The organism is Streptomyces sp. NPDC007971, from assembly GCF_042958635.1.
Lineage (GTDB): Bacteria > Actinomycetota > Actinomycetes > Streptomycetales > Streptomycetaceae > Streptomyces.
Genome location: NZ_JBIBJK010000013.1, coordinates 118,193 through 140,397 on the forward strand (window position 1 = coordinate 118,193; position 22,205 = coordinate 140,397).

General features: G+C 71.6%; 21 protein-coding genes and 1 pseudogene. 17 read left to right on the forward strand and 5 right to left on the reverse strand.

The features are described 5' to 3' along the window. The first annotated feature begins 37 nt into the window (after nucleotides 1-37). Nucleotides 38-805 (forward strand): CDP-alcohol phosphatidyltransferase family protein, encoded by a 768-nt coding sequence (locus ACFZCP_RS26940; protein WP_391431153.1) that lies wholly within the window; start codon nucleotides 38-40, stop codon nucleotides 803-805. 255 nt (nucleotides 806-1,060) lie between these two features. Continuing rightward, on the forward strand, nucleotides 1,061-1,507 hold the full coding sequence (locus tag ACFZCP_RS26945) for an RICIN domain-containing protein (RefSeq protein ID WP_391431156.1): 447 nt from the start codon (nucleotides 1,061-1,063) through the stop codon (nucleotides 1,505-1,507). Between the two features lie 130 nt (nucleotides 1,508-1,637). Here ACFZCP_RS26945 and ACFZCP_RS26950 read toward each other — a convergent pair whose 3' ends face one another. Next, nucleotides 1,638-2,240, reverse strand: a complete 603-nt coding sequence (locus tag ACFZCP_RS26950) for a TetR family transcriptional regulator (protein WP_391431159.1) — start codon at nucleotides 2,238-2,240, stop codon at nucleotides 1,638-1,640. Between the two features lie 85 nt (nucleotides 2,241-2,325). Here ACFZCP_RS26950 and ACFZCP_RS26955 point away from each other — a divergent pair, with 85 nt between their 5' ends. Together ACFZCP_RS26955 and ACFZCP_RS26960 are read left to right on the forward strand one after the other, a co-directional pair. Beyond that, nucleotides 2,326-3,099: a hypothetical protein gene (locus ACFZCP_RS26955; RefSeq protein ID WP_391431162.1), complete on the forward strand. Its 774-nt coding sequence runs from the start codon at nucleotides 2,326-2,328 to the stop codon at nucleotides 3,097-3,099. A 268-nt stretch (nucleotides 3,100-3,367) separates the two neighbouring features. Beyond that, entirely contained in the window at nucleotides 3,368-4,315 is a 948-nt protein-coding gene (locus ACFZCP_RS26960; protein ID WP_362689551.1) for a DMT family transporter, read from the forward strand. Here the strand turns inward: ACFZCP_RS26960 and ACFZCP_RS26965 are convergent. Further along, a complete protein-coding gene (locus tag ACFZCP_RS26965) occupies nucleotides 4,212-5,093 on the reverse strand; it encodes a LysR substrate-binding domain-containing protein (RefSeq protein ID WP_391431169.1) in 882 nt (293 codons plus the stop codon). The two genes, ACFZCP_RS26960 and ACFZCP_RS26965, sit on opposite strands and share 104 nt — an antisense overlap. A 30-nt stretch (nucleotides 5,094-5,123) precedes the next feature. Beyond that, a pseudogene (locus tag ACFZCP_RS26970) lies at nucleotides 5,124-5,438 on the reverse strand (PLD nuclease N-terminal domain-containing protein); the annotation flags it as partial. Between the two features lie 177 nt (nucleotides 5,439-5,615). Here ACFZCP_RS26970 and ACFZCP_RS26975 point away from each other — a divergent pair. From ACFZCP_RS26975 to ACFZCP_RS27010, 8 genes are all read left to right on the forward strand, one after another. Continuing rightward, nucleotides 5,616-7,067, forward strand: coding sequence for a menaquinone biosynthesis decarboxylase (locus tag ACFZCP_RS26975; protein WP_391431173.1), 1,452 nt, complete (start codon nucleotides 5,616-5,618; stop codon nucleotides 7,065-7,067). Next, nucleotides 7,064-7,966 (forward strand): menaquinone biosynthesis prenyltransferase MqnP, encoded by a 903-nt coding sequence (mqnP, locus tag ACFZCP_RS26980; RefSeq protein WP_391431176.1) that lies wholly within the window; start codon nucleotides 7,064-7,066, stop codon nucleotides 7,964-7,966. The genes ACFZCP_RS26975 and mqnP overlap by 4 nt, the downstream gene beginning before the upstream one ends. Nucleotides 7,967-8,035: 69 nt before the next feature. Next, nucleotides 8,036-8,710: a UbiX family flavin prenyltransferase gene (locus ACFZCP_RS26985; RefSeq protein ID WP_362689563.1), complete on the forward strand. Its 675-nt coding sequence runs from the start codon at nucleotides 8,036-8,038 to the stop codon at nucleotides 8,708-8,710. A 70-nt stretch (nucleotides 8,711-8,780) separates the two neighbouring features. Further along, nucleotides 8,781-9,236 carry an Lrp/AsnC family transcriptional regulator gene (locus ACFZCP_RS26990; RefSeq protein WP_362689566.1) on the forward strand — a complete coding sequence of 152 codons (456 nt, stop codon included), beginning with the start codon at nucleotides 8,781-8,783 and terminating at the stop codon, nucleotides 9,234-9,236. 83 nt (nucleotides 9,237-9,319) lie between these two features. After that, nucleotides 9,320-10,483 carry an aminofutalosine synthase MqnE gene (gene mqnE, locus ACFZCP_RS26995; protein WP_362689569.1) on the forward strand — a complete coding sequence of 388 codons (1,164 nt, stop codon included), beginning with the start codon at nucleotides 9,320-9,322 and terminating at the stop codon, nucleotides 10,481-10,483. A gap of 83 nt (nucleotides 10,484-10,566) precedes the next feature. Continuing rightward, a complete protein-coding gene (locus ACFZCP_RS27000; protein ID WP_391431182.1) occupies nucleotides 10,567-11,091 on the forward strand; it encodes a GNAT family N-acetyltransferase in 525 nt (174 codons plus the stop codon). Nucleotides 11,092-11,166: 75 nt separating this feature from the next. Then, on the forward strand, nucleotides 11,167-11,475 hold the full coding sequence (locus ACFZCP_RS27005; protein WP_362689575.1) for a DUF4229 domain-containing protein: 309 nt from the start codon (nucleotides 11,167-11,169) through the stop codon (nucleotides 11,473-11,475). Between the two features lie 10 nt (nucleotides 11,476-11,485). Further along, nucleotides 11,486-12,136 (forward strand): TetR family transcriptional regulator, encoded by a 651-nt coding sequence (locus ACFZCP_RS27010; RefSeq protein WP_391431187.1) that lies wholly within the window; start codon nucleotides 11,486-11,488, stop codon nucleotides 12,134-12,136. A gap of 301 nt (nucleotides 12,137-12,437) precedes the next feature. Here the strand turns inward: ACFZCP_RS27010 and ACFZCP_RS27015 are convergent, their stop codons facing one another. Continuing rightward, nucleotides 12,438-13,310 carry a MaoC/PaaZ C-terminal domain-containing protein gene (locus ACFZCP_RS27015; protein WP_391431190.1) on the reverse strand — a complete coding sequence of 291 codons (873 nt, stop codon included), beginning with the start codon at nucleotides 13,308-13,310 and terminating at the stop codon, nucleotides 12,438-12,440. A gap of 276 nt (nucleotides 13,311-13,586) precedes the next feature. Further along, nucleotides 13,587-13,739, reverse strand: coding sequence for a hypothetical protein (locus ACFZCP_RS27020; RefSeq protein WP_391431194.1), 153 nt, complete (start codon nucleotides 13,737-13,739; stop codon nucleotides 13,587-13,589). A 195-nt stretch (nucleotides 13,740-13,934) separates the two neighbouring features. Between ACFZCP_RS27020 and ACFZCP_RS27025 the strand changes: the two genes are divergently transcribed. From ACFZCP_RS27025 to ACFZCP_RS27045, 5 genes are all read left to right on the forward strand, one after another. Then, nucleotides 13,935-15,863: an AMP-binding protein gene (locus ACFZCP_RS27025; RefSeq protein WP_391431198.1), complete on the forward strand. Its 1,929-nt coding sequence runs from the start codon at nucleotides 13,935-13,937 to the stop codon at nucleotides 15,861-15,863. A 180-nt stretch (nucleotides 15,864-16,043) separates the two neighbouring features. Next, on the forward strand, nucleotides 16,044-16,979 hold the full coding sequence (locus tag ACFZCP_RS27030) for a LysR substrate-binding domain-containing protein (protein ID WP_391431201.1): 936 nt from the start codon (nucleotides 16,044-16,046) through the stop codon (nucleotides 16,977-16,979). A gap of 219 nt (nucleotides 16,980-17,198) precedes the next feature. Beyond that, complete coding sequence (locus ACFZCP_RS27035; RefSeq protein ID WP_391431205.1) at nucleotides 17,199-18,017, forward strand: hypothetical protein; 819 nt, start codon at nucleotides 17,199-17,201, stop codon at nucleotides 18,015-18,017. Between the two features lie 112 nt (nucleotides 18,018-18,129). Further along, entirely contained in the window at nucleotides 18,130-18,924 is a 795-nt protein-coding gene (locus ACFZCP_RS27040; RefSeq protein ID WP_391431208.1) for a BTAD domain-containing putative transcriptional regulator, read from the forward strand. A 143-nt stretch (nucleotides 18,925-19,067) separates the two neighbouring features. Then, nucleotides 19,068-22,112 (forward strand): BTAD domain-containing putative transcriptional regulator, encoded by a 3,045-nt coding sequence (locus ACFZCP_RS27045; RefSeq protein WP_391431211.1) that lies wholly within the window; start codon nucleotides 19,068-19,070, stop codon nucleotides 22,110-22,112. The last annotated feature ends 93 nt before the right edge of the window (nucleotides 22,113-22,205 follow it).

The following is a 22,205-nucleotide window of genomic DNA, read 5'->3' on the forward strand; positions in this document are numbered from 1 at the left end:
CCCTGGCCCGATCACATCGCGCGGGAGGGAAACGCCCATGGTCGCTGCCCCGGTTCTTCAGGACCTGCGGGAGGTCTGCCAGCCGCATGCCAAGCTGGCGAGCCGCAACGGGGAGCACTGGGCGGGGCGGCTGTACATGCGCAGGATCTCGCTGCGGTGCACCCGGCAGCTGGTGCGTACGCCCGTCACGCCGGACCAGCTGACCTGGACGATGGTCGGGTGCGGCATCGCCTCCGGTGCGGCCCTCCTGGTGCCCGGTCCCACGGGTGCCGTGCTGGCCGTCGTCCTCATGCAGCTGTTCCTGCTCTTCGACTGCGTGGACGGCGAAGTCGCGCGCTGGAAGGGGCAGAACAGCGCGACGGGGATCTACGTGGACCGGCTGGGGGCGTATCTGGCGGACGCGGCGCTGATGGCGGGGATCGGGTTCCGGGCGGCCCACGACGGGTTCGGCGGCTGGCTCTCGCTCGGTATCGCGACCGCGCTCGGGGTCGTCCTGCTGAAGGCCTCGACCGACCTGGTGGACGTGGCCCGGGCCCGGCGCGGACTCGGGGTGGCCGACGACGAGTCGACCCGGCCGCGGTCGCAGGGCGTGGCCACGGTGCGGCGGCTGGCGGCCGCCTTCCGGATCCACCGGGTGACCAACGGCATCGAGGCGTCCCTGGTCCTGCTCGTGGCCGCCGCCGGGGACACGGTCACCGGCGGCGTCGAGGTGACCCGCTGGGCGCTGGTCGCCCTGGCCGCGATCACCTGGCTGATGGTCCCGGCCCACCTGCTGTCGATCCTCGCGTCGTCGCGCCTGCGCTGACCGCTCGGCTCCGCCGTCGAAGGGCGGACGGCGGGCGGCGGTTGCGGGCGGAAACGGCGTTGCACGCGAAGATCGGGCCGCAGTAGCGTGCACCGACCTTGATGCTCGATCCGGTACGTCGACACCGCTGTCACCACTGCGTGAACTCGGCCACGGGGGCCATGAACACGCATGCCGCGCACGGGGTGCTGCGGCGAGGGGGCGCCGGGCTCGTCGTCGCCGGACAGGGCATTCGATCTTCGAAGGGGGAACTTCATGAAGACACGCCTGATGGGTACGTTCGCCGCCGCAGCCGTTCTCGCCCCGGTGCTGGCCCTCGCGGGTACGGGCCAGGCATTCGCCGCAAGCAGTGCCGTCACCTGGAAGAACAAGCAGAACCACCAGTACCTGGCGTACTTCAACTACAAGGTGCGTACGACGTCCGCCACCGGCGCGTCCATGAAGTGGGACGAGAACAAGCAGTCCGACGGCACCTACACCATGAAGCACCACGGCACCGGGAAGTGCCTCGACAGCAACGCCAACGGCGACGTCTATCTGCTCGCGTGCAACGGCGGCAACTACCAGAAGTGGTACGAGATCAACGACTCCTCGGGCTGGCGGCTGAAGAACAAGGCCACCGGGCGGGTCCTCGGGGTGGCGATCAGCGGACAGGTCCGCACCGACGGCGACGCGGGCGCCGCGCGGCAGCGCTGGAGCTGATCCCCGGCTCGCACGCGCAGCGGCACTGCCTCTTCTGCTCGTGCCGGCACTGCAACTCCTGCCCGGGCCGGTGCCGCACCCGTTTCACGCGGGTGCGGTGCCGGCCCGCCGCTGTGCGTGGGCCGCTGCCTCAGGCCGGATCAGCGCGCACCGACCGCCAGATCCTCTCCGGCAGGATCAGCGCCGCCTCGTCGAGGTCGACGTCGTCGATGCCGGAGAGCCAGCGGCGGGAGACGCCGACCACCGGGCCGAGGATGAGCGATTCGAGCAACGGGTCGGGCAGCGGCGCGAGTTCACCGGACTCGACGTACGCCCGGGCCCACTGGGCGAGGGGCGACAGCCGGGCCTCCTGGGCGTCGCGCAGCCGCTTGCCGTCGGCCATGCCCTGGCGGTCGGCGTAGGAGGAGTGCAGGAGCCGGGAGGCCACCGGGTGCTTCTGGAGGAAGTCCAGATAGGCGCCGACCAGGGCCCGGATCCCGGTGTGGGCGGTCCGGGTGCCCTGCACGGCCGTGAGCAGCTCGCCCAGCAGCCGCTCCAGCCAGCGCATCAGCAGCGCGTTCAGCAGGCCGTCGATGCTGCCGAAGTGGTGGTAGAGGCTGCCCAGGCTCACCCCGCTCGCCTTCGTGACGGCGCTGACCGTCAGGCCCTGGTCGCCCGCCTCCTCGTACACGCGCAGCGCGGCGTCCAGGAGCTGCTCGACGGTTGCTTCGCCCCGCTGTTGTTTCCGACTCATTCTGGAATACTTTTCTAGAAATATTTTTTAGAACAGTGGTCTGCTGCACCAGACTGGTACCCATCCTCACACCCAGGAGCCGCCGGTGTCGTCGCCCGAGTCGTCCGAGATCCACATCTCCCTCACGCCGCAGCAGGCCGCCTCCGGGACGGTCCTCAGGCTGCCGTCGGCGGCCGGGGTGCCGCCGGTCCGCATCCCGCCCGTCCGCGACGGGGATCTCTTACGGCTGCGGGCGGGCGAGCGGGAGCTGCTGATAAGGGTCCACGTCACCGCGTCGGGCACGCCCGCCGTGGCCCGGGGCGGCGCGAAGGGCGGCGTGGCCTGCCTGGGCGTGCTCGGTGTCGCCGTCGTGATCGTGCTGCTGCTGGTCCTGACCAACAGGGGCGGGGTCGGCGACAGTTCGTCCGACGACTACGCGGGCGGCTCCTCGTACTCCCCGTCCGCGCCCGCCACCACCTACGACCCGTACACCCAGGATCCGGCCACCGGCTCTCCGTACGAGAGCAGCGATCCGTACCGGAGCAGCAATCCCTACGAGAGCAGTGATCCCTACGGGAGCAGTGATCCCTACGGTGGCGCGAGCGCGGAGCCGAGCCCGTTCACGTCCGGCACCTGCCTCAACGGGACCCTGCCGAACTCCACGACCGCACAGGAGGTCAGCGGGGTCGAGGAGGTGTCCTGCTCGGCCTCCGACGCGCACTACAAGGTGATCCAGACCTTCCCGTTCAGCTCGGACATGAGCCGCTGCAACAGCAACCCCCGTACGCAGTACGCCTTTTCGTACCGCTACACCCTCAACGGTGCGGCCGTGAACGAGTACGTGTACTGCCTGGTGGGCCTCGGCTCGTACGCGCGCTGATGCGGGGGAGAGAGTTGAACGGGGGACACGGGGAACACAACGGGGTCGAGCCGCTGGAGGACGACGACCCGCGCCGGATCGGTCCGGCCCCGAGGACCCGCGACGGACCACCGGACCAGAACCTGCCTCAGGCTCCGAGACCGGCCACTGGGCCGGGACCTGCCGCAGGGCCGGGACCTGGGCTCATCGGCACCGCCGATGAGCCCATCGGCAGGACGCCCCACCAGCCCGTGGACCAGGGCACACGCCGGTTCGTAGCGTCGTCGGCATGAACCCGGAGCACAAGGGCACGGCCCAGCTGACCACCGCGATGATGCTGTCCGGCACCCTCGGCGTCTTCGTCGTCGAGTCCGGCGCCCCGCCCTTCGACGTCGTCTTCTTCCGCGTCCTGTTCGGCGCCCTCGCGCTCGGCGGCTACGTCGCCGCCCGCGGCTGGCTGCGCGAGCACGGCTTCACCCCGCGCACCCTCGCGCTCGCCGTCCTCGGCGGGGTGTTCATCGTCTTCAACTGGGTGCTGCTGTTCCAGTCGTACCGGAACACGTCCATCTCGGTCGCCACGGTGGTCTACCACACGCAGCCCTTCTACGTGGTCCTCCTGGGGGCCCTGCTGTTCCGCGAACGGCTCACCGCGGCCCGGGTCGGCTGGATCGCCGTCGCCTTCGCGGGCCTGATCCTCGTCTCCGGGGTGACCCCCGCCGACTTCACCGGCGGCGGCGCCTATCTCACCGGCATCGGCCAGGCCCTGCTCGCCGCGCTCCTGTACGGCCTGTCGACCCTGGTCACCAAGCGGATCACCGGTGTGCGCCCGCACCTGATCGCCCTCGTCCAGGTCCTGGTCGGCATCCCACTGCTGCTCCCGTTCACCGACTTCGGCGCGATGCGGGGCACCGGCTGGGGCTGGGGCTGGCTGGCGGGCCTCGGCCTCCTGCACACCGGGGTGATGTACGTCCTCATGTACGCCGCCTACGCGCAGCTGCCCACCGCGAAGATCGCCGTCCTCGCCTTCGTCTACCCGGCGGTCGCCATGGTCATGGACTGGGCGGTGTACGGCCACCACATCGGGCTGGTCCAGACGCTCGGTGTCCCGCTGATCGTGACGGCGAGCCTGAAGGTCACGCTTGCTCGGCCACGAGCCGCCGCGCCTGCTCCACGAACAGCAGGGCATGGGCGGGAAGCCGCTTCCCGGCCCGCCACGCCAGCTGCGTGCGAAGCGTGAACGGGGGCTCCCAGGCGAGTCGCACCAGGGAGCCCGCGGCGAGTTCGGCGGCGACGGTCACCTCGGGCAGCAGCGCGATCCCGAGGCCGGCCGCCGCCGCGCGCTTGGTCGCCTCGATCGTGCCGAACTCCATGAACTCCACCGGCTTCAGCGCCGTCAGCTCCCGCTCGAACAGGTCCCGGTAGGCACAGCCCGGCTCGGTGGCCAGCAGGGACTGCCCGGTCAGGTCGGCCGTGACCACGGGCCCCGCGGCGAGCGCGTGACCGGGGGCCGCGACCAGCGCCAGCGGTTCCACCGCCAGCACCACGCTCTGCAGCCCCGGGTGCTCGGTCTCCTCCTCCATCAGGAACCCGACGTCGTACGTCCCCTGCCGCAGCGCCTGCCGGGTCTCGTCGCCGATGGTGGTGCGCAGGGCGAGCCGCACCTTCGGGTGGCGGTGGTGGACGTACTCCAGCAGCGGCGGCAGCCGATAGGAGGTCAGGGACTCCATGGTGCCCACGGTGAGGGTGCCGGAGGGCTCCTCGGTGCCGGTGACCGCCGCCCGGGCCTCCTCGGCCAGCTCGATGATCTGCCGGGCGTAGGGCAGCAGCCGCTCGCCCGCCCCGGTGAGCCGGATGCGGCTGCCGAGCCGGTCGAACAGCTCGACGCCCAGGGAGGACTCCAGGGCGCGGATCTGGCTCGTCACACTGGACTGCGCGTACGACAGTTCGGCCGCCGCCCGGGTGAAGCTGAGCACCGTCGCGACCTTCTCGAAGGTGACGAGCAGTCTGAGTTCCACGGGTCAGCCGCTCTTCGGGTCGTCCGTGTCGTCGTCCCTCTTGCCGAGGGACTTCAGGAACTCGGGGTTGTCGTCGGGGGCGACCCAGTTCGCGGCGGTGGTGCGGTGCCACCCGGAGGGCGTGGAGCCTCCCCCGGAGGGGGTGCCCCCGGCCGGCGCGCGCCGCACCTTTCCGGTGATCAGCCAGGCGATCGGGCCCACCAGGACCCAGCCGAAGACCAGCACGATGATCACCCACACCACCTTCGGCAGGTGGCGAACCTCTTCCTCGGGGGTGTTCAGACAGTCCACGAACGCGTAGATCCACAGCGCCAGGACCAGCAGGGTCGGCAGATACCTGAGCATGGCCGTGCGAGCTCCCGAAGGTGTGAGTCGGCCCCGGTGACGGGGTCAGGCTATCGGGTGGCCGCCGTGCCCTCCCGGGGGACGCCGCATCCCGCAGCCGCTCCGCGACGGGCCGGAGCCCCGGACGCGCAGGGGTGGGCGCTCGGACAAAGCGGCCCGTCGGCGATACTTGGCCCCATGGCTTACGACGATCTTCGCTCCCTGCTGCGCGCGCTGGAGCGCGAGGGGGACCTCAAGCGCATCAAGGCCGAGGTGGACCCTTACCTGGAGGTCGGGGAGATCGTCGACCGGGTGCAGAAGTCCGGCGGTCCGGCGCTGCTCTTCGAGAACGTGAAGGGCTCGGCGATGCCCCTCGCCATGAACGTCTTCGGCACCGACCGGCGGCTGCTGAAGGCGCTCGGCCTGAAGTCGTACGGCGAGATCTCCGAGAAGATCGGCGGGCTGCTGCGGCCCGAGCTGCCGCACGGCTTCGTGGGCGTGCGCGAGGCGTTCGGCAAGCTGGGCGCGATGGCGCACGTGCCGCCGAAGAAGGTCAAGGAAGCCCCGGTGCAGGAGGTCGTGCTGCACGGGGACGACGTCGACCTCGACCGGCTGCCGGCGCTGTTCACCTGGCCGAAGGACGGCGGCTCCTTCTTCAACCTCGGGCTCACCCACACCAAGGACCCCGAGACCGGCATCCGCAACCTGGGCCTGTACCGCCTGCAGCGCCACGACAAGCGCACCATCGGCATGCACTGGCAGATCCACAAGGACAGCCGCAACCACTACCAGGTGGCCGCCAGGCGCGGCGAGCGGCTGCCCGTCGCCATCGCCTTCGGCTGCCCGCCCGCCGTCACCTACGCCTCCACCGCCCCCCTCCCCGGCGACATCGACGAGTACCTCTTCGCCGGGTTCGTCGCGGGCCGGCGCACCGAGATGGTCGACTGCAAGACGGTCCCGCTCCAGGTCCCCGCGAACGCCGAGGTCGTCCTGGAGGGCTGGCTGGAGCCCGGCGAGATGCTCCCGGAGGGACCCTTCGGCGACCACACGGGCTTCTACACCCCGCAGGAGCCGTTCCCGGCACTGAAGATCGACTGCGTGACGATGCGCAAGCGCCCGCTCCTCCAGTCGATCGTGGTGGGCAGGCCGCCCACGGAGGACGGCCCCCTCGGCCGCGCCACGGAGCGCTTCTTCCTCCCGCTGCTGAAGATCATCGTCCCGGACATCGTGGACTACCACCTCCCCGAGGCCGGCGGCTTCCACAACTGTGCGATCGTCTCGATCGACAAGAAGTACCCGAAGCACGCGCAGAAGGTCATGCACGCGATCTGGGGGGCCCACATGATGTCCCTCACCAAGCTGATCGTGGTCGTGGACTCCGACTGCGACGTCCACGACCTGCACGAGGTCGCCTGGCGTGCCCTCGGCAACACCGACTACGCCCGCGACCTCACGGTCGTGGAAGGCCCCGTCGACCACCTCGACCACGCCTCCTACCAGCAGTTCTGGGGCGGCAAGGCGGGCATCGACGCGACCAGGAAGTGGCCCGAGGAGGGCTACACGCGCGACGGCGGATGGCCGGACATGGTGGAGTCCGACCCGGATACGGCGGCCCTGGTGGACCGCCGCTGGAAGGAGTACGGCCTGTGAGCAGCGCCTCCGCGGCACTCCCGCGGCCGGGACGCACCAAGGCGTTCCTGCGCCTGGTGATGATCGAGCACTCGGTCTTCGCGCTCCCCTTCGCCTACATCGCCGCACTCACCGCGATGTACCAGTGGGACCACAACATCCACTGGGGCCGCCTGCTGCTGGTCACGGTCTGCATGGTCGGCCTGCGCACCTTCGCCATGGCGGTGAACCGGATCATCGACCGCGAGATCGACGCCCGCAACCCCCGCACGGCCCACCGTGAACTCGTGACCGGCGCGATGTCGGTGAAGCACGCCTGGACCGGCGCCCTGATCGCGCTGGCGGTCTTCCTGGGCGCGGCGGCCCTGCTGAACCCCCTGTGCCTGGCCCTGGCCCCCATCGCGGTGATCCCGATGGTGGTCTACCCCTACGGCAAGCGGTTCACGAACTTCCCGCAGGCCATCCTGGGACTGGCCCAGGCGATGGGCCCGGTCGGCGGCTGGCTCGCCATCTCGGGCTCCTGGTCCTGGGACGCGGTGATCCTGGGCCTGGCCGTCGGCATCTGGATCGGCGGCTTCGACCTGATCTACGCCTGCCAGGACGTCGAGACCGACCGCGAGATCGGCGTCATGTCGGTCCCGGCCCGCTTCGGCATCCCGGCGGCGATCTGGGGCGCACGGGCCTGCCACACGGTCACGACGGCCCTGTTCGTCTGGTACGGCCTGCTCACCCACGCCGGCGCGTTCTTCTGGCTCGGTCTGGTGATCGTCGCGGGCGCCTTCGTCTACGAGCACCGCATCGTCCGGCCCCACGACCTTTCCCGCCTGAACAGGGCGTTCTTCAGCGTCAACGGATTCATCGGCATTGCCCTGTTCGTGTGCGCCCTGCTCGATCTCCTGGTCCGCGGTCTGACGGTCTGAGTACGGTGCGGTACCGCGCGTGGCCGGGCCCGGCCTGAGCACCTTTTCGGCCGCCGGTACGCTCAAGGTGTGAACGCAGGAGAAACGCAGCGCGCGCCTTGGATCGTGGGGGTGTCCGGAGCTTCCGGTACGCCGTATGCGGCGGCCGTGCTGCGGGGGCTGCTGGACGCGGGGGAGGCGGTCGACCTGGTCGTCAGCCGGGCCTCGCGACTGACCCTGCTGGACGAGACGGGCATCTCGTTCCGGGACGCGCACTGGCAGGAGGACCTGCGGGAATGGCTGGCGCTCGGCGCCGACGGAAAGCCCGGGACCTTCGACGTGGACATCAGCGGCGTGCGGTACTGGAGCGCGGGGGACCTCGCCGCTGGGCCGTCCTCGGGGTCGTACCCGGCGCGGGGGATGCTCATCGTCCCGGCCTCCACGGCCTGTGTCGCCGGTGTCGCCCTCGGCCTGTCCAAGGACCTGCTCCAGCGAGCGGCGAGCGTCACACTGAAGGAGCGGCGGCCGCTCGTCGTGTCCGTACGGGAGACCCCCCTGAACGGCCAGACCCTGCGGCACCTCGTCGCGCTGGACGACGCGGGGGCGAGCGTGGTGCCGGCCTCACCCGCCTTCTACGCCGGCGCGACCCACATCCAGCATCTGGTGGACTTCGTCGCGGGCCGCGTGCTGGACGCGGCGGGCGTCGGGCACGGGCTGTACCGGCGCTGGAAGGGCGAACTGGGCAGCGGCTCAGCGGCCCGGTAGCCGAGCACGTCGCAGTACCTCTCATCACTTCGGGAACTTTCAGAACTTTCCAGGGGAAGGCTTCGATCGCATGGACGCGGTGGACAGGCAGCTCATCCAGGCCCTGAGGGAGAACGGCCGGGCCTCCTACGCGGAGCTGGGACGCCTCGTCGGCCTGTCGGGACCCAGCGTCACCGACCGCATCAACCGGCTGGAGGCGGCCGGTGTCATCACCGGCTACCGCGCCACCGTGAACGCCGCCTCCCTCGGACTCGGCGTGACCGCGCTGATCGGCATCTCGCTGTCGGACGCGGCCGACCACGAGGACGTGGCCCAGCGGGTGAAGGAGCTCAACGAGATCGAGGACTGCTGGTTCATCGCCGGTGACGACTCCTACATGCTCAAGGTGCGGGCGACGGACGTGGACGGGCTGGAGCGGATCATCCGGCGGCTGAGCGGGACCAAGGGCGTGTCCCGGACCCGCACCACCATCGTGCTCTCCACGAAGTGGGAGAACCGGGTCGGGGAACTCCCCGAGGAGGTCTAGGCGCGACAGCGCCGCATGGGGGCTCCGCCCGCCACGAAGGCGGGGGAGTAAGTTTGGTCGGGCTGTCGTAGAAAGGTGTTGGCATGGACGTCGGGCTCAAGCGCGAGCTGGAGGAGAAGGTCCGCTCCGGTGAGCGGCTGACCCGCGAGGACGGCATCGCGCTGTACGAGTCGGACGACCTGGCCTGGCTGGGCGGTCTCGCGCACGAGGTGCGGACGCGCAAGAACGGTGACGTCGTGCACTTCAACGTCAACCGGCACCTGAACATGACCAACGTGTGCACGGCCTCCTGCGCCTACTGCTCCTTCCAGCGCAAGCCGGGCGAGAAGGACGCGTACACGATGCGCATCGAGGAGGCCGTCAAGCTCGCCAAGGCGATGGAGTCGGAGAGCCTCACCGAGCTGCACATCGTCAACGGCCTGCACCCGAACCTGCCGTGGCGGTACTACCCGCGCTCCCTGCGCGAGCTGAAGGCAGCCCTGCCGAACGTGTCGCTGAAGGCCTTCACGGCGACCGAGATCCACCACTTCGAGACGATCTCCGGGCTGTCGGCCTCGGAGATCCTCGACGAGCTGATCGACGCCGGTCTGGAGTCGCTGACCGGCGGCGGCGCCGAGATCTTCGACTGGGAGGTCCGCCAGCACATCGTGGACCACCGCACGCACTGGGAGGACTGGTCCCGCATCCACCGCCTGGCGCACGAGAAGGGGCTCAAGACCCCCTGCACGATGCTCTACGGGCACATCGAGGAGCCCCGCCACCGCGTGGACCACGTCCTGCGGCTGCGTGAGCTGCAGGACGAGACCGGCGGCTTCCAGGTCTTCATCCCGCTGCGCTACCAGCACGACTTCGTGGACATGAAGGACGGCAAGGTGCGCAACCGCCTCCAGGCGCGCACGCAGATGGCGACCGGCGCCGAGGCCCTGAAGACGTTCGCCGTCTCCCGTCTGCTGTTCGACAACGTCCCGCACGTGAAGGTCTTCTGGGTGATGCACGGCGTGCAGACCGCCCAGCTCGCCCTCCAGCACGGTGCCGACGACATGGACGGCTCGGTGGTCGAGTACAAGATCACGCACGACGCGGACAACTACGGCACCCCGAACAAGCTGACCCGCGAGGACCTGCTGGACCTGATCCGGGACGCGGGCTTCCGGCCGGTGGAGCGCAACACCCGCTACGAGATCATCCGCGAGTACGACGGCCCGGACCCGATGCGCCGGGAGTCGCCACAGCCGATGCGAGTCTGAGGCCCCTCCCGCCCCGCACCGGGCCCGCCCCATACCGGCGAAGGCAGCTGCACGAGCGTGTAGGTAATGGATAGCATCCCACCATGCCCCTTACCTTCACGCTCGACCCGACCGTCGACCGGCCCCTGCGCGACGGCATCCTCGACCTGTGGACGGACGTCTCCAACGCGGGCGGAGCCGTGGGCTTCGTGCCCCCGGTGACGCGGGAGGAGGTCCGGCCGGAGCTGGTGCGGCACTTCGCGCAGATGGCCGAGGGGCACACCCGGCTGCTCGTCGGGCACGACGAGGACGGGCGGGTGGCCGCGACGGCGTTCTTCGCCTTCAACACCCACCGGCTGATGGTGCACTGGCTGTGGCTGTACACGGTGATGGTCCACCCCAAGCACCAGGGCCAGGGCTGCGGCCGCGCGCTGCTGACCGCCGCCGCCGACGCGGCCCGCACCTTCGAGGGCATCGACGCGATACGCCTCACCTGCCGGGGCGGCCAGGGCCTGGAACGGTTCTACGGCTCCTGCGGCTACCAGGAGGTCGGCCGGGTGCCCGGTGCGATCCGCGTGGCCCCCGGCGACGACCGGGACGACATCTTCATGCTGCTACCACTGGCCTGACCCGCCTGCAAGATCGGGGCCGCACCGTGCTTCACTGGACGATGCCCCCTTTTGGAATCGGAAGAGTGGATTGAGATGCTCCGCTACACGCTGATGCGCCTCGGTGTCTTCGCCGGCTGCCTCGTCGTCGTCTGGGGTGCCGTCTACTCCGGCATCTTCCCGCGCGGCTTCGGCGACTCCAACTTCCTGTGGGTCCTCCTGCTCGCGCTGGTGCTCTCGGCGCCGCTCAGCTGGGTGCTGCTGAAGGGGGAGCGGGACCGGGCCTCCGTGCAGATCGTCGGCAAGGTCGACCGGATGAAGGCCAACCTGGAGGCCAACCGCAGCCAGGAGGACGCCGTGGACGACTCCGTGCGGACGCAGGGCGGGGCAGCCGCGCCCAACTAGTCTTGCCCTCATGGGTGCCGTGAAGACCAAACGGATGCCGAGGGCCGTGCGTGAGCAGCAGATGCTCGATGCCGCCGTGCAGATCTTCGGACAGCGCGGCTACATGGCCGCCTCGATGGACGAGATAGCCGAACTCGCCGGTGTCTCCAAGCCGTTGGTCTACCTGTACCTGAACTCCAAGGACGACCTCTTCACCGCCTGCATCCGCCGGGAGGCCGACGCTCTCACCGCGGCCGTCCGCGCCGGCGTGAGCCCGGGGCTGCCCGCCGACCGCCAGCTGTGGGACGGACTGTGCGCGTTCTTCGCGCACACCGCCGAGCACCCCGACGGCTGGTCGGTGCTGCACCTGCAGGCCCGCACCCATGGCGACACCTTCGCCGCCGAGGTCACCGCGATGCGCGAGGAGATCGTGGCCTTCGTCACCCAGCTGATCGTGGTCGCGGCCCGGGAGGCGCACCGCGATCCCGACCTCCCCGAGCGTGAGGTGGCCGGGCTGGCCGAGGCGCTGGTCGGCGCCGCCGAGGCCCTTGCCGTGTGGGCCAACACCACCCCCGGCGTCACGGCCCGCCAGGCCGCGGCCACCCTGATGAACTTCGCCTGGTCCGGCCTGGGTGCCCTGATGGGCGGCCGGGTGTGGACCCCACCACCGGCAGAGACCTAGGTCGCAGAGGCCCAGGCCGCAGGGGGGGTGCCTCGCCGTTGCCGGGTGCGGCTGGGTGGGGGTGCGCCGCGCAGTTCCCCGCGCCCCTTGGGCAGGCGGGCTGCAGTGTGCTCCGCCGTTGCCGGGTGCGGCTGGGTGAGGGTGTGCCGCGTAGTTCCCCGCGCCCTTTGAGTGGGCGGGCTGCAGCATGCTCCAGGGGCGCGGGGAACTGCGCGATCAGCCCCGAACTACCCGCACCCGGCAACGGCGAGGCCCCCGAACGGCGAAGCCCTTGGCAGCGGCGCGGCTCCCCCAACGGCTCCTAGCCCCGAACCGTGCCGGACAGCGGAAGCACCTCCCCGGACAGGTGCAGCCTCCCGCCCGGGCCCCGCAGGGAGAATCGGCCGGTGCCGTCCGCCCCGTACGCCACCGTCCCCGGCAGCAGCACCGGCGCGCGGAACCGGGCCCGGACCACCGCCGCGCCGGGCGTGCCGTGGGCGGCCAGGCAGCGGGCCACGGTCCACATGCCGTGTGCGACGGCCCGCGGGAAGCCGAAGAGGCGCGCGGTGAACGGGTGCAGATGGATGGGGTTGCGGTCGCCGGAAGCCGCCCCGTACCGGCGTCCCACGTCCCCGGCCGGCCGCCACTCGGCGACGGTGGGCAGAACCGTGTCGTCCGAGGGCGCCCCGGGTGTCGTGGCGCCCTCGGTGCGATGCCGTGCCAGATAGGTGCTGCTGGACTGCCAGACGAGGTCGCCGCCGGAGCGCAGCCCGGTCACCACGGTGGCCTCGGTCCCGCGCCGGTGCGGGGCGAGGCCGTCGACATGGACGGTGAGTTCGTACGTGCCGGAGGCGGGCAGGTCGGTGTGGCGGACGATCTCGATGGACGTGTGGACGAGTCCCAGCAGCGGCAGCGGGAAGTCCCGGCCGCTCATCAGCCGCATGGCCAGCGGGAAGCCGAGGACGTGCGGGTAGGTGACGGGCAGCGCGTCCTCGGCGTCGGCCGTGCCGGCGGCGAACCCGCACACCCGCTCGTAGGCGGCCAGTCCCGCGACGTCGACGCGCAGGCCCGGCAGTACCAGCCGGGTGCGCGGGAAGTCCGCCTGCGGGTAAGGCCGCTTGAAGAGGGAGCGCAGGGCGCCACGGGCCAGCAGCGGGCCCAGCGCGGGGGCGGCGGCCAGCGTGACGGCGGTCATCGCACCCCCCGCAGGCTCTGGCCGCAGACGCGGACGGCCTGGCCGCCGGCCGTGCCGGAGAAGCTCGGATAGCGGTCGGCCATGTCCCACTCCCACGGTCCCAGTTGCTTACTCTGGAGTAAGGTTACCGGAGGTAAGGCGTCGCGGGTGAGGAACAGGTCGAGATGAGCCCTCTTGAGCCACCCCGGGCCCGGCGGGTCGCGGTGATCGGCGGCGCGCGCATCCCCTTGGCCCGCTCCGGTGCCCCCTGCATCACCGAGGACGGCCGGAAGATGCTCACGCCGGACCCTCGGCGCCCTCGCCGGGCGGTTCGCGCTCCAGGGGTCGGGCGCCGTCTTCGAGTTCGGTGCCGGCGCCGTACCCGGGCACGGCCGGGACTCCAGCCCGGGCGGGTGGCCGGGTGGCCTCGGGAAGCTGAAGGGATGTCACGGAATTTCCCGGGCTGCACACCCCTGGCCCCGGACCACCCCCGAACCCGCACAAGCCCCCCACAGCCGCCCCGTACGATCGCCTCCCTAACTGGCGGTAACCCCCTTTCGCGGTCCACGCCGGTGAACGCCTCGCCGCACGAGGCACGTACGTCATGCAGCAAGCAGTCACCGCTGCACGCCCCAGGAGCCGCCCGTGTCCTCTGCTCAGGTAGTCCACCCCACCGACTACGACGGCGTCCCGGTCCTCGTGGAACCCGAGGTCCGGCGGCTGGACGGCGCCGTACGGGAGGCGTACGTCCCGCCGTTCGCGCCGACCGTGCGTCACGGCTCGCTCGCGGACCTGCCGTTCGACAACGCCGAGGCGGCCCCCGGGGCCGTCGTGCTCAGCCGCAGGCTCGCCGACGGGCGCTGGACGGACGTGACGGCGGCGGACTTCGCCGGGCAGGTGCTCGCGGTCGCGAAGGGGCTGATCGCCGAGGGACTGGTGCCGGGCGACCGGATCGCGGTGATGGCGCGCACGACGTACGAGTGGACGCTCCTCGACTTCGCCGCCTGGGCGGCCGGCCTGGTCACGGTCCCCGTCTATCCCACCTCCTCGGTCTTCCAGACCCGCTGGATCCTGCACGACTCCGGTGCGGTGGCCCTGGTCACGGAGACCGCCGGGCAGGCCGCCGCCGTCGGCCCCGAACTGGAGCGCATACCCGACCTGCGGCATCTGTGGGTGATGGAGAAGGGGCATGTGGAGCGGCTGGCGGAGCTGGGCGCCCCGGTGCCGGACGGCGAAGTGGGCGTACGCCGCGGCATGCTCGGCCCCGACACCCTCGCGACCCTGATCTACACCTCGGGCACCACCGGCCGCCCCAAGGGCTGCGCCCTCTCGCACGGCAACTTCTTCGCCGAGGTGGACAACGCCATCGAACTGCTCCACCCGATCTTCAAGGCGAAGTCCGGCGAGGACGTCTCGGTGCTGCTCTTCCTGCCGATGTCCCACGTCTTCGGGCGGATGGTGGCGATCGCGTGCGTGCGGGCCCGGGTGCGGCTCGGGCACGCGCCCAGCCTGAAGGCCGAGGACCTGCTGCCGGACCTGGCCGCCTTCAGGCCGACCTGCCTGCTGACCATCCCGTACATGCTGGAGAAGATCTTCAACTCCGCCCGTGCCAAGGCGGAGTCGGGCGGCCGGGTGGCCGTCTTCGACCGGGCGGCCACGGTGGCCGTACGGTACGGGGAGGCGCTGGAGGCCCGGCAGACCGGCACCGGCGGCGGCCCCGGCCGCGCCCTGAAGACGGCCCGTTCCTTCTACGACCCCCTCGTCTACCGGCGCATCCGCACCGCCATGGGCGGCAGGGTCAAGTACGCCATCTGCGGCGGCTCACCGCTCGGCCGGCGCATGGCCGCCTTCTACGCCGGCGCCGGCATCGAGATCTTCGAGGGGTACGGCCTGACCGAGACCACCGCCGCCTCGACGGTGACCCCGCCGCTCAAGCCCCGCCTCGGCACCGTCGGCTGGCCGCTGCCCGGCACCCGGGTGCGGATCGCCGCGGACGGCGAGATCCTGCTCTCGGGCGACCATGTGCTGCGCGGCTACTGGGACCCGCAGGCGGGCGGAGTCGTCCCCGCGACCCGGGACGGCTGGCTGCCCACCGGCGACCTCGGCGAGCTGGACGACGAGGGCTATCTGACCATCACCGGCCGCAAGAAGGAGCTGCTGATCACCGCGGGCGGCAAGTCGGTGGCCCCGGCGCCGCTGGAGAACTGGCTGCGCCAGCATCCGCTGATCTCCCAGTGCATGCTCGTCGGTGACGCGCGGCCCTACGTCGCCGCCCTCATCACCCTCGACCCCGACGGCATCACCCACTGGCGCCAGATGAACGGCAGGCACCCGGTGCCGCCGGAACTCATGGTCGGCGACCCGGAGCTGAACATGATCCTGCAGCGGGCGCTGGACGAGGCCAACAAACTGGTCTCCCGGCCCGAATCCATCCGCCGCTTCGCGGTGCTGCCCGTGGACTTCACCGAGGAGGCGGGGCACCTCACTCCCTCGATGAAGCTGCGGCGCGAGCAGATCATGCGGGACTTCGCGGCGGACGTGGAGGGACTCTACGAACGCCGGGACGAGCGCTGACGGCTGCTGGGGGACGGTCGGCACCCGCTCCTGCCGGTCCCGCCTCGGTCCGGACTCGGCGGGGGCGCGGAGCGGGTTGCCGCCTGGGTCGGTTGCGGCCCGCCACCGATCCTCGTACGGGCACCGAGCCCAGTCAATCCTAAGGTTTTCTCCGTAAACCCCAGTGTTAGCTTGGGTGTTGTGACCCTCGACGACCTTCGTGTGTTCGTGGCCGTGTGCCGGGCGGGCAGCCTCAGTTCCGTCGCCCGGGAGCTGGGCTGCACCCAGTCCGCCGTCAGCCAGCACGTCAGACGGCTGGAGCGGGAGACCGGCGTGGCACTGCTGGAGCGGCAGCCCCGCGGGGTCGTGCCCACCCAGGCGGGCCGGGTCCTCGAAGCCGCGGCGGCCGAGGGGATAACGGGCCTGGATCTCGCGGTGCGGCAGCTGCGCGATCTCGTCGACGGGCACAGCGGGTACGTCCGGGTGGCCACCGGCGCCACCACTGTCCGGCACTTCATGTCCGACGCCGTCGTCACCTTCCGGCGCCGCCACCCGCAGGTCAACCTCGAATTCCGGACCGTCAGTTCGGGCCGGGGCAGCTTCGACGCGCTCACCGACGGAACCCTGGACCTCGCGTGGATCACCCTCGGCCCCGCGGTGCGCGGCATCGAGCAGCGGGCCGTGGTCGAGCTGCCCTGGGTGCTCGCCGTCCCCGCCGACGACCCGCTGGCGGCGCACCCCCGGCTCGACGCGGCCGACCTGGCCGACGTACGGCTCATCCGGCTGCCGCCGAACTCCGCCTCCGCGGCCCATCTGGACGCCGCCTGCGCCGAGGCGGGCGTCCGGTTCGCCTACGACACCAGCGTCGCCGACTGGGACACCGCCCTGCTGCTGGCCGAACTGGGGGCGGGGCGGGCCGTCGTCCCCGCCGTGCCGGGGCTGCCCGTGCCCGGCGAGGGGGCGCTCAGGCTGGTACCGCTGCCCGGGCTGCGGCCGCTGCCCGTCGGCTGGGCGGTGCGCCGCTGGGACGCGCTCAGCCCGCCGGCCCGTGCCTTCGCGGACACCGTGGTCGAACGCTGCGGCCGGCCGGGCGGCGAACCACCCCCGTCCCGGCGAAACCGCCGGACAGCGGCATAAACCGGCTGTTCTGTTTTTGCCGTGAATCCGCCCGCGGCAAGTGACGGAGAGCGGGTAGCGTTCTAGATGGCGATCCAACCGAGTCCATGGTTTGTCACGCACGCGGAAGAAGTGAACGTCTTGGGTCAACGCCCTCGGGAACCGGCCGGGATCGGATCGGTAACGCCCACTCGTAGCCTGCCTTTCCACCCTCGCCGACTCCGTCCCCCGAGCAGAGGCATGAAAGAAGACAACGACGTCCGCCGGATCTTCCTGCTGAACCCGGACCCGCGCCTGCTCCGCGAGGCCGCGCTCGCGGGTGCCCAAGTGCGTTCCGTCCGGGCCGACGTGACGGACGAGTCGGCGCTGCGCGAACCGCTCGCCCAGGCCGCCGAGGCCGGGCTGTGCGTCAACCCGGCCCGCGCCCTGAAGGTGCTGTCCGATCCGGAGGCCGTACAGCGTCTGGTCCGTGACAACCGCCTGTCCCCCGACGGCATCGCGGCGGCCCCCGGTGATCTGCGGCTGACCGTGGAGACGCTGAGCGTGCACGGCATGCACCAGGCCGTCGGCATCACCGCCCGGATGCCCTACGGGCTGCTGCATCCCGCCCCGCTCACGGACGACACCGCCGCCGAGGTGCGCGCGGTGGTGACCGCCCTGCTGGACCTGGCGGGCTACCAGTACGGGCCGGCCCACGCGGAGGTCACGCTCACCCCCAGCGGGCCGGTGATCACCGGCTGCCAGGCGGGGCTCGGCGACGACCCGGTGCCGGAACTGGTCAAGGTGGCCGGCGGGTTCGACCTGGCGGCCGGAGCCATCGAGGTGCTGTCCGGCCGGCTGGTCCACGCGGCCCGGCCGAATCGGTTCGCCGCCGCTGCCGTGCTGGCCCCGCCCTGGCTCCTGGAGAGCACCGAGGTGGGCGTCATGCCGCACGTCGGCTTCGTCGCGCCGCCCGGGACACTGCGCCCCGGGCACCTCGTCGTGCACGCCGACTCGCCCGAGGTGGCGGCCCGGCGCGTCGCCTCCCTCAGGGCCCTGGTCGTCGGCGACAACCGCTGACCGGCCACCGGGAACGGATCGGGAACGATTCGGTACGGGACGACCGCACTGTTGATACGTCGCCGGGAGAAGGACGACGACGCCAGCGACATCAACAGGAGGCGGAGTCAGGATGCTGAAGTTCTCGATCCTCGGGGCACTGCAGATCCGTACCGTGTCCGGCCCCGCGGAGATCTCCGGCGATCTGCAGCGCACCCTGGTGCAGACCCTGCTGGTCAGCGAGGGCCAGCCGGTCTCCGGGGAGAGCCTGGTCGAGGAGATGTGGGGCGACGCCGTCCCCGACAACCAGGCCAACGCCCTGCAGGCACACGTCAGCAGGCTGCGCCGCAAACTGCGCGGCCTGGAGCCGGGCCGGCCGGACTCCAGGGTGACCATCCACCCCTCCGGCTACCGGCTCACGGTGGCGGAGGGCGAACTGGACGCCGGCGAGTTCGTCCGGACCGTACGGCAGGCCGAGGCCGCCTCCCCCGTCGACGCGGCCCGCACCGCCCGGCTGCTCGGCGCGGCGCTGGCGATGTGGCGCGGTCCGGTCTTCGGCGGGTTCGCGGCCGGGACCCTGTGCCAGCTGGCGGGCGCCCGCTACGAGGAGTACCGGATGCGCGCCATGGAACTGCGCTTCGACGCCGAACTGCGGCTCGGCCGGCACGCCGCCGTCCTCGCCGAGCTGGCCGAGGCCCACACCAACCACCCCCTGCGGGAGCACTTCTGCGAGCAGCTGATGATCGCCCTGTACTGCTCCGGACGGCAGGCCGACGCCCTCGACGTCTTCCGCCGGATGCGCCGCCATCTCGACGACGAGCTCGGTATCCAGCCATCTCCGGCACTGCGCCAAGTGGAAAGCGCCATCCTCTGCCATGATCCGGCCCTGGCGGGTGATGCACGATCTACGCTGCTACAGCTGGCGTGAACGTGGTTAGCTGTGTCCGTGGAGGACTTGCCTCGCGGGTAACGTGAAGTCGCCTTCCCGTGTGGCTCGTTCGGGTACAACCTAGGATTGGCCCGAATGACTCGGGGCTGGCCTGGGCAACGGGGCGGGGGGACGGGTTTGTGGTGTCGGCGGCATCCGGTCTGCCTGTCGTACGGTTCGACATCCTCGGCGCATTGGAAGGCTGGCACGGCGAGCGGCGGCTGAGGCTCGGCAGTCCGACCCAGGAACGCGTGCTGGTCACCCTGCTGCTGGAGCCGGGACGCATGGTCCCGATGGCCCGGCTGGTGGCCGCCGCCTGGGACGAGGAACCTCCGCAGACCGCCGGCCACCAGATCCGCAAGGCCGTCGCCGCGCTGCGCACACGCATCCCGGGCGGCGCCTCGCTGATCGTCACCGACGGCGCCGGCTACCGGGCGGTCCTGGAGGACCACCAGCTGGACCTCCACGAGTTCACCCGGCGCGCGCAGGAGGCCCGCCGGGCGGTGGCCGCCGGGCAGTCCGCGGAGGCGGTCGGGCACCTGCGGGCCTGTCTGGACCTGTGGCGGGGCCCGGTCCTGGCCGGCACCGGCGGCGCCGTGATCTCCGCGGCCTCCGCCGCCCTCGAAGAGCGGCACATGGCGGTCGCCGAGCAGTACTTCGAGCTGCAGCTCGAACTCGGGCAGTCCGGCGAACTCGTCGGTCCGCTACGCGAGTTGATTACCGCCCACCCGCTGCGGGAAACCCTGCGCGGGCGGCTGATGCTCGCCCTGTACCGGGCGGGCCGGCAGGCGGAGGCGCTGGAGGAGTTCGGCCGGGTGCGCGAGCTGCTCGTGGAGGAGCTGGGCATCGACCCGGGCGCCGAGCTGACCCGGCTGTACGAGGCCATTCTGCGCGACAGCCCCGAGGTGGCCCCCCGGGTGCCGCAGTCCGTGGCCGACCGTGCCGCCCTGCTCGTACCGGCCCCGCTCGCACAGCCGGACGAGTCCGAGCCGGCGCCCTGCACCCTGCCCTACGACCTGCCGGACTTCACCGGCCGGGACGCGGAGCTGGCCCGCCTCATGGAGGTGGGCCGGGACCCGGCCGCCGGCAGCACCCGGATCGTGGGCGTGGACGGCATGGGCGGCAGCGGAAAGACCGCCCTCGCCGTGCACGCCGCCCATCTGCTCACCGACGCCTACCCCGACGGCCAGCTCTTCGTCGACCTGCGCGGCTTCAGCCCCGGCGAGAAGGCGCAGGACCCGAGTGCCGTGCTGCACTCCCTCCTGCGCACCCTCGGCGTCCCGGACGACCGGATACCGGACGACCTGGAGAGACGTACGACCCTCTGGCGAACCGTTTCCGCCCAGCGCAAGCTCCTCCTCCTGCTCGACAATGCCGCCGACGTCGCCCAGGTACGGCCCCTGCTGCCCGCCTCCGAGGACTGCCTGGCCATCCTCACCGGCCGGGTCCGCATGCTCGAACTCGACGGCGCCGAGTGGCTCTCCCTCGGCCTGCTCTCCGCCGAGGACAGCACCACGCTGCTCACGCGGACGCTCGGCGCCGACCGCACCGCCGCCGAACCCGAGGCCGTCGACCACCTCGCCCGGCTGTGCTGCGGCCTGCCGCTCGCCCTGCGCATCACCACCGCCCGGCTGCGCAACCGGCCCCGCTGGACCGTGCAGTACCTGGTCGACCGGCTGGCCGACGAGACCCGGCGGCTGCGCGAGCTGAGCGCGGGGGAACGCAGCGTCGAGGCCACGCTCCGGCTGTCGTACCAGGGGATGGAGGAGGGCCAGCGCGCCGCGTTCCGGCTGCTGGGGCTGCACCCGGGCAGCGCCATCGACGTCTACTCGGCGGCCGCGCTGCTCGACACCGACGTCCACGAGGCCGAGGACTTCCTCGAACGCCTCCTCGACGCCCATCTGCTGGAACAGCACGAGGCGGGGCTGTACGGCTTCCACGACCTCGTGCGCACTTACGCGATGACCGTCCGGGAGGCCGAGGACGACGAGGAGTCCGCCATCGAGCGACTGGTCTCGTACTACACCCTGGCCACCAACGTGGCCTGCGACGTCCTCTTCCCCGGCCGCAACGCCTACGGTGACGCGCCCGGCCGCGGATCACCCGAGTTGCCCGTGCTGGGCGGCGGTGACGGGGCGCTGCGCTGGTTCGACCGCGAGTACGACGCACTTCTCGCGGTCGTCGCCCAGGCGGCAACGCAGGGCCTGCACCGCTCTGCCGCGCTTCTCGCCCGGAACCTGCTCTTCTACCTGGACCTGCGGGGCAACTACGAGGAGTTCCGGGTGGTCGGCCGCATCGGCGTCGACGCCTGCCGACAGCTCGGCGACCAGGCCCTGCTCAGCCTCAGCCTGGGCAATCTGGCCGTGGCCCACTGGTGGCTCGGCGACTTCCAGGACGGGATCACCACCGCCCAGGAGGCCCTGGAGTTCGCCCCCGCCGAGGATCGTCGGGGCGAGGCGCTGTGCACCGGCGTGCTCGGTCTGCTGCACGGGGCGCTCGGCAACTTCGACGAGGCCCGCAACTATCTCGGCAAGGGCATCGCCCTGCACCGGGAGCTGGGTTCGGCCCGGATGGAGGCGCAGGCGCTGGACAATCTCAGCACTGTGGAGACCTGGTCGGGCCACTTCACCGAGGGAGCCCGGTACGCGGCCCGGGCCACCGAGATCAACCGGCGCCTCGGCGATCGCAACAACGAGATCTCCTCGCTGACCTGGCTGGCCCTGGCCCATCTCGCCACCGATGAGGACGAGCGGGCGCGGGCCTGTCTGGCCCAGGCCCTGGAGCTGTGCGACGAGTCCCGGAAACCCGCGAACGTGGCCGTGGCGCTCGCACACTGGGCGCAGGTCTGCCAGCGCCTGGGCGAAGTGCACTCGGCCGTCGAACACGCCGAACACGCCCTGGACCTGGTGTCCGCCGAGGGCACGGCCCTGCGCCAGGCCGGCGTGGTGAACGTCGTGGCCCTGGTACACCTGCGCCGGGGCGCGCCCGACCGGGCGATGGAACTGCACCGCCATGCCCACGAGTTGGCTTCCCGCCTCGGCTACCGCATCGAGATGGCCCGTGCCCTGCTGGGCATGGCGGAGGCGGCGCGGGCACTGGGCGACGAACCGGCGGCAATCCGGCACCAGCAGGAGGCGGAGGCGCTGTACGACGCGATGGGGGTGGCGGCGGCGGGGCGTCGCCTGTAGGTGCCGGCCCTGCCGGCGGGACCTCGTGCGGAGGCCGTCGCGCACGACAGACGGCACCGACGGGGCGCGAGCCCGGCCGGTGCCGTTCATCTG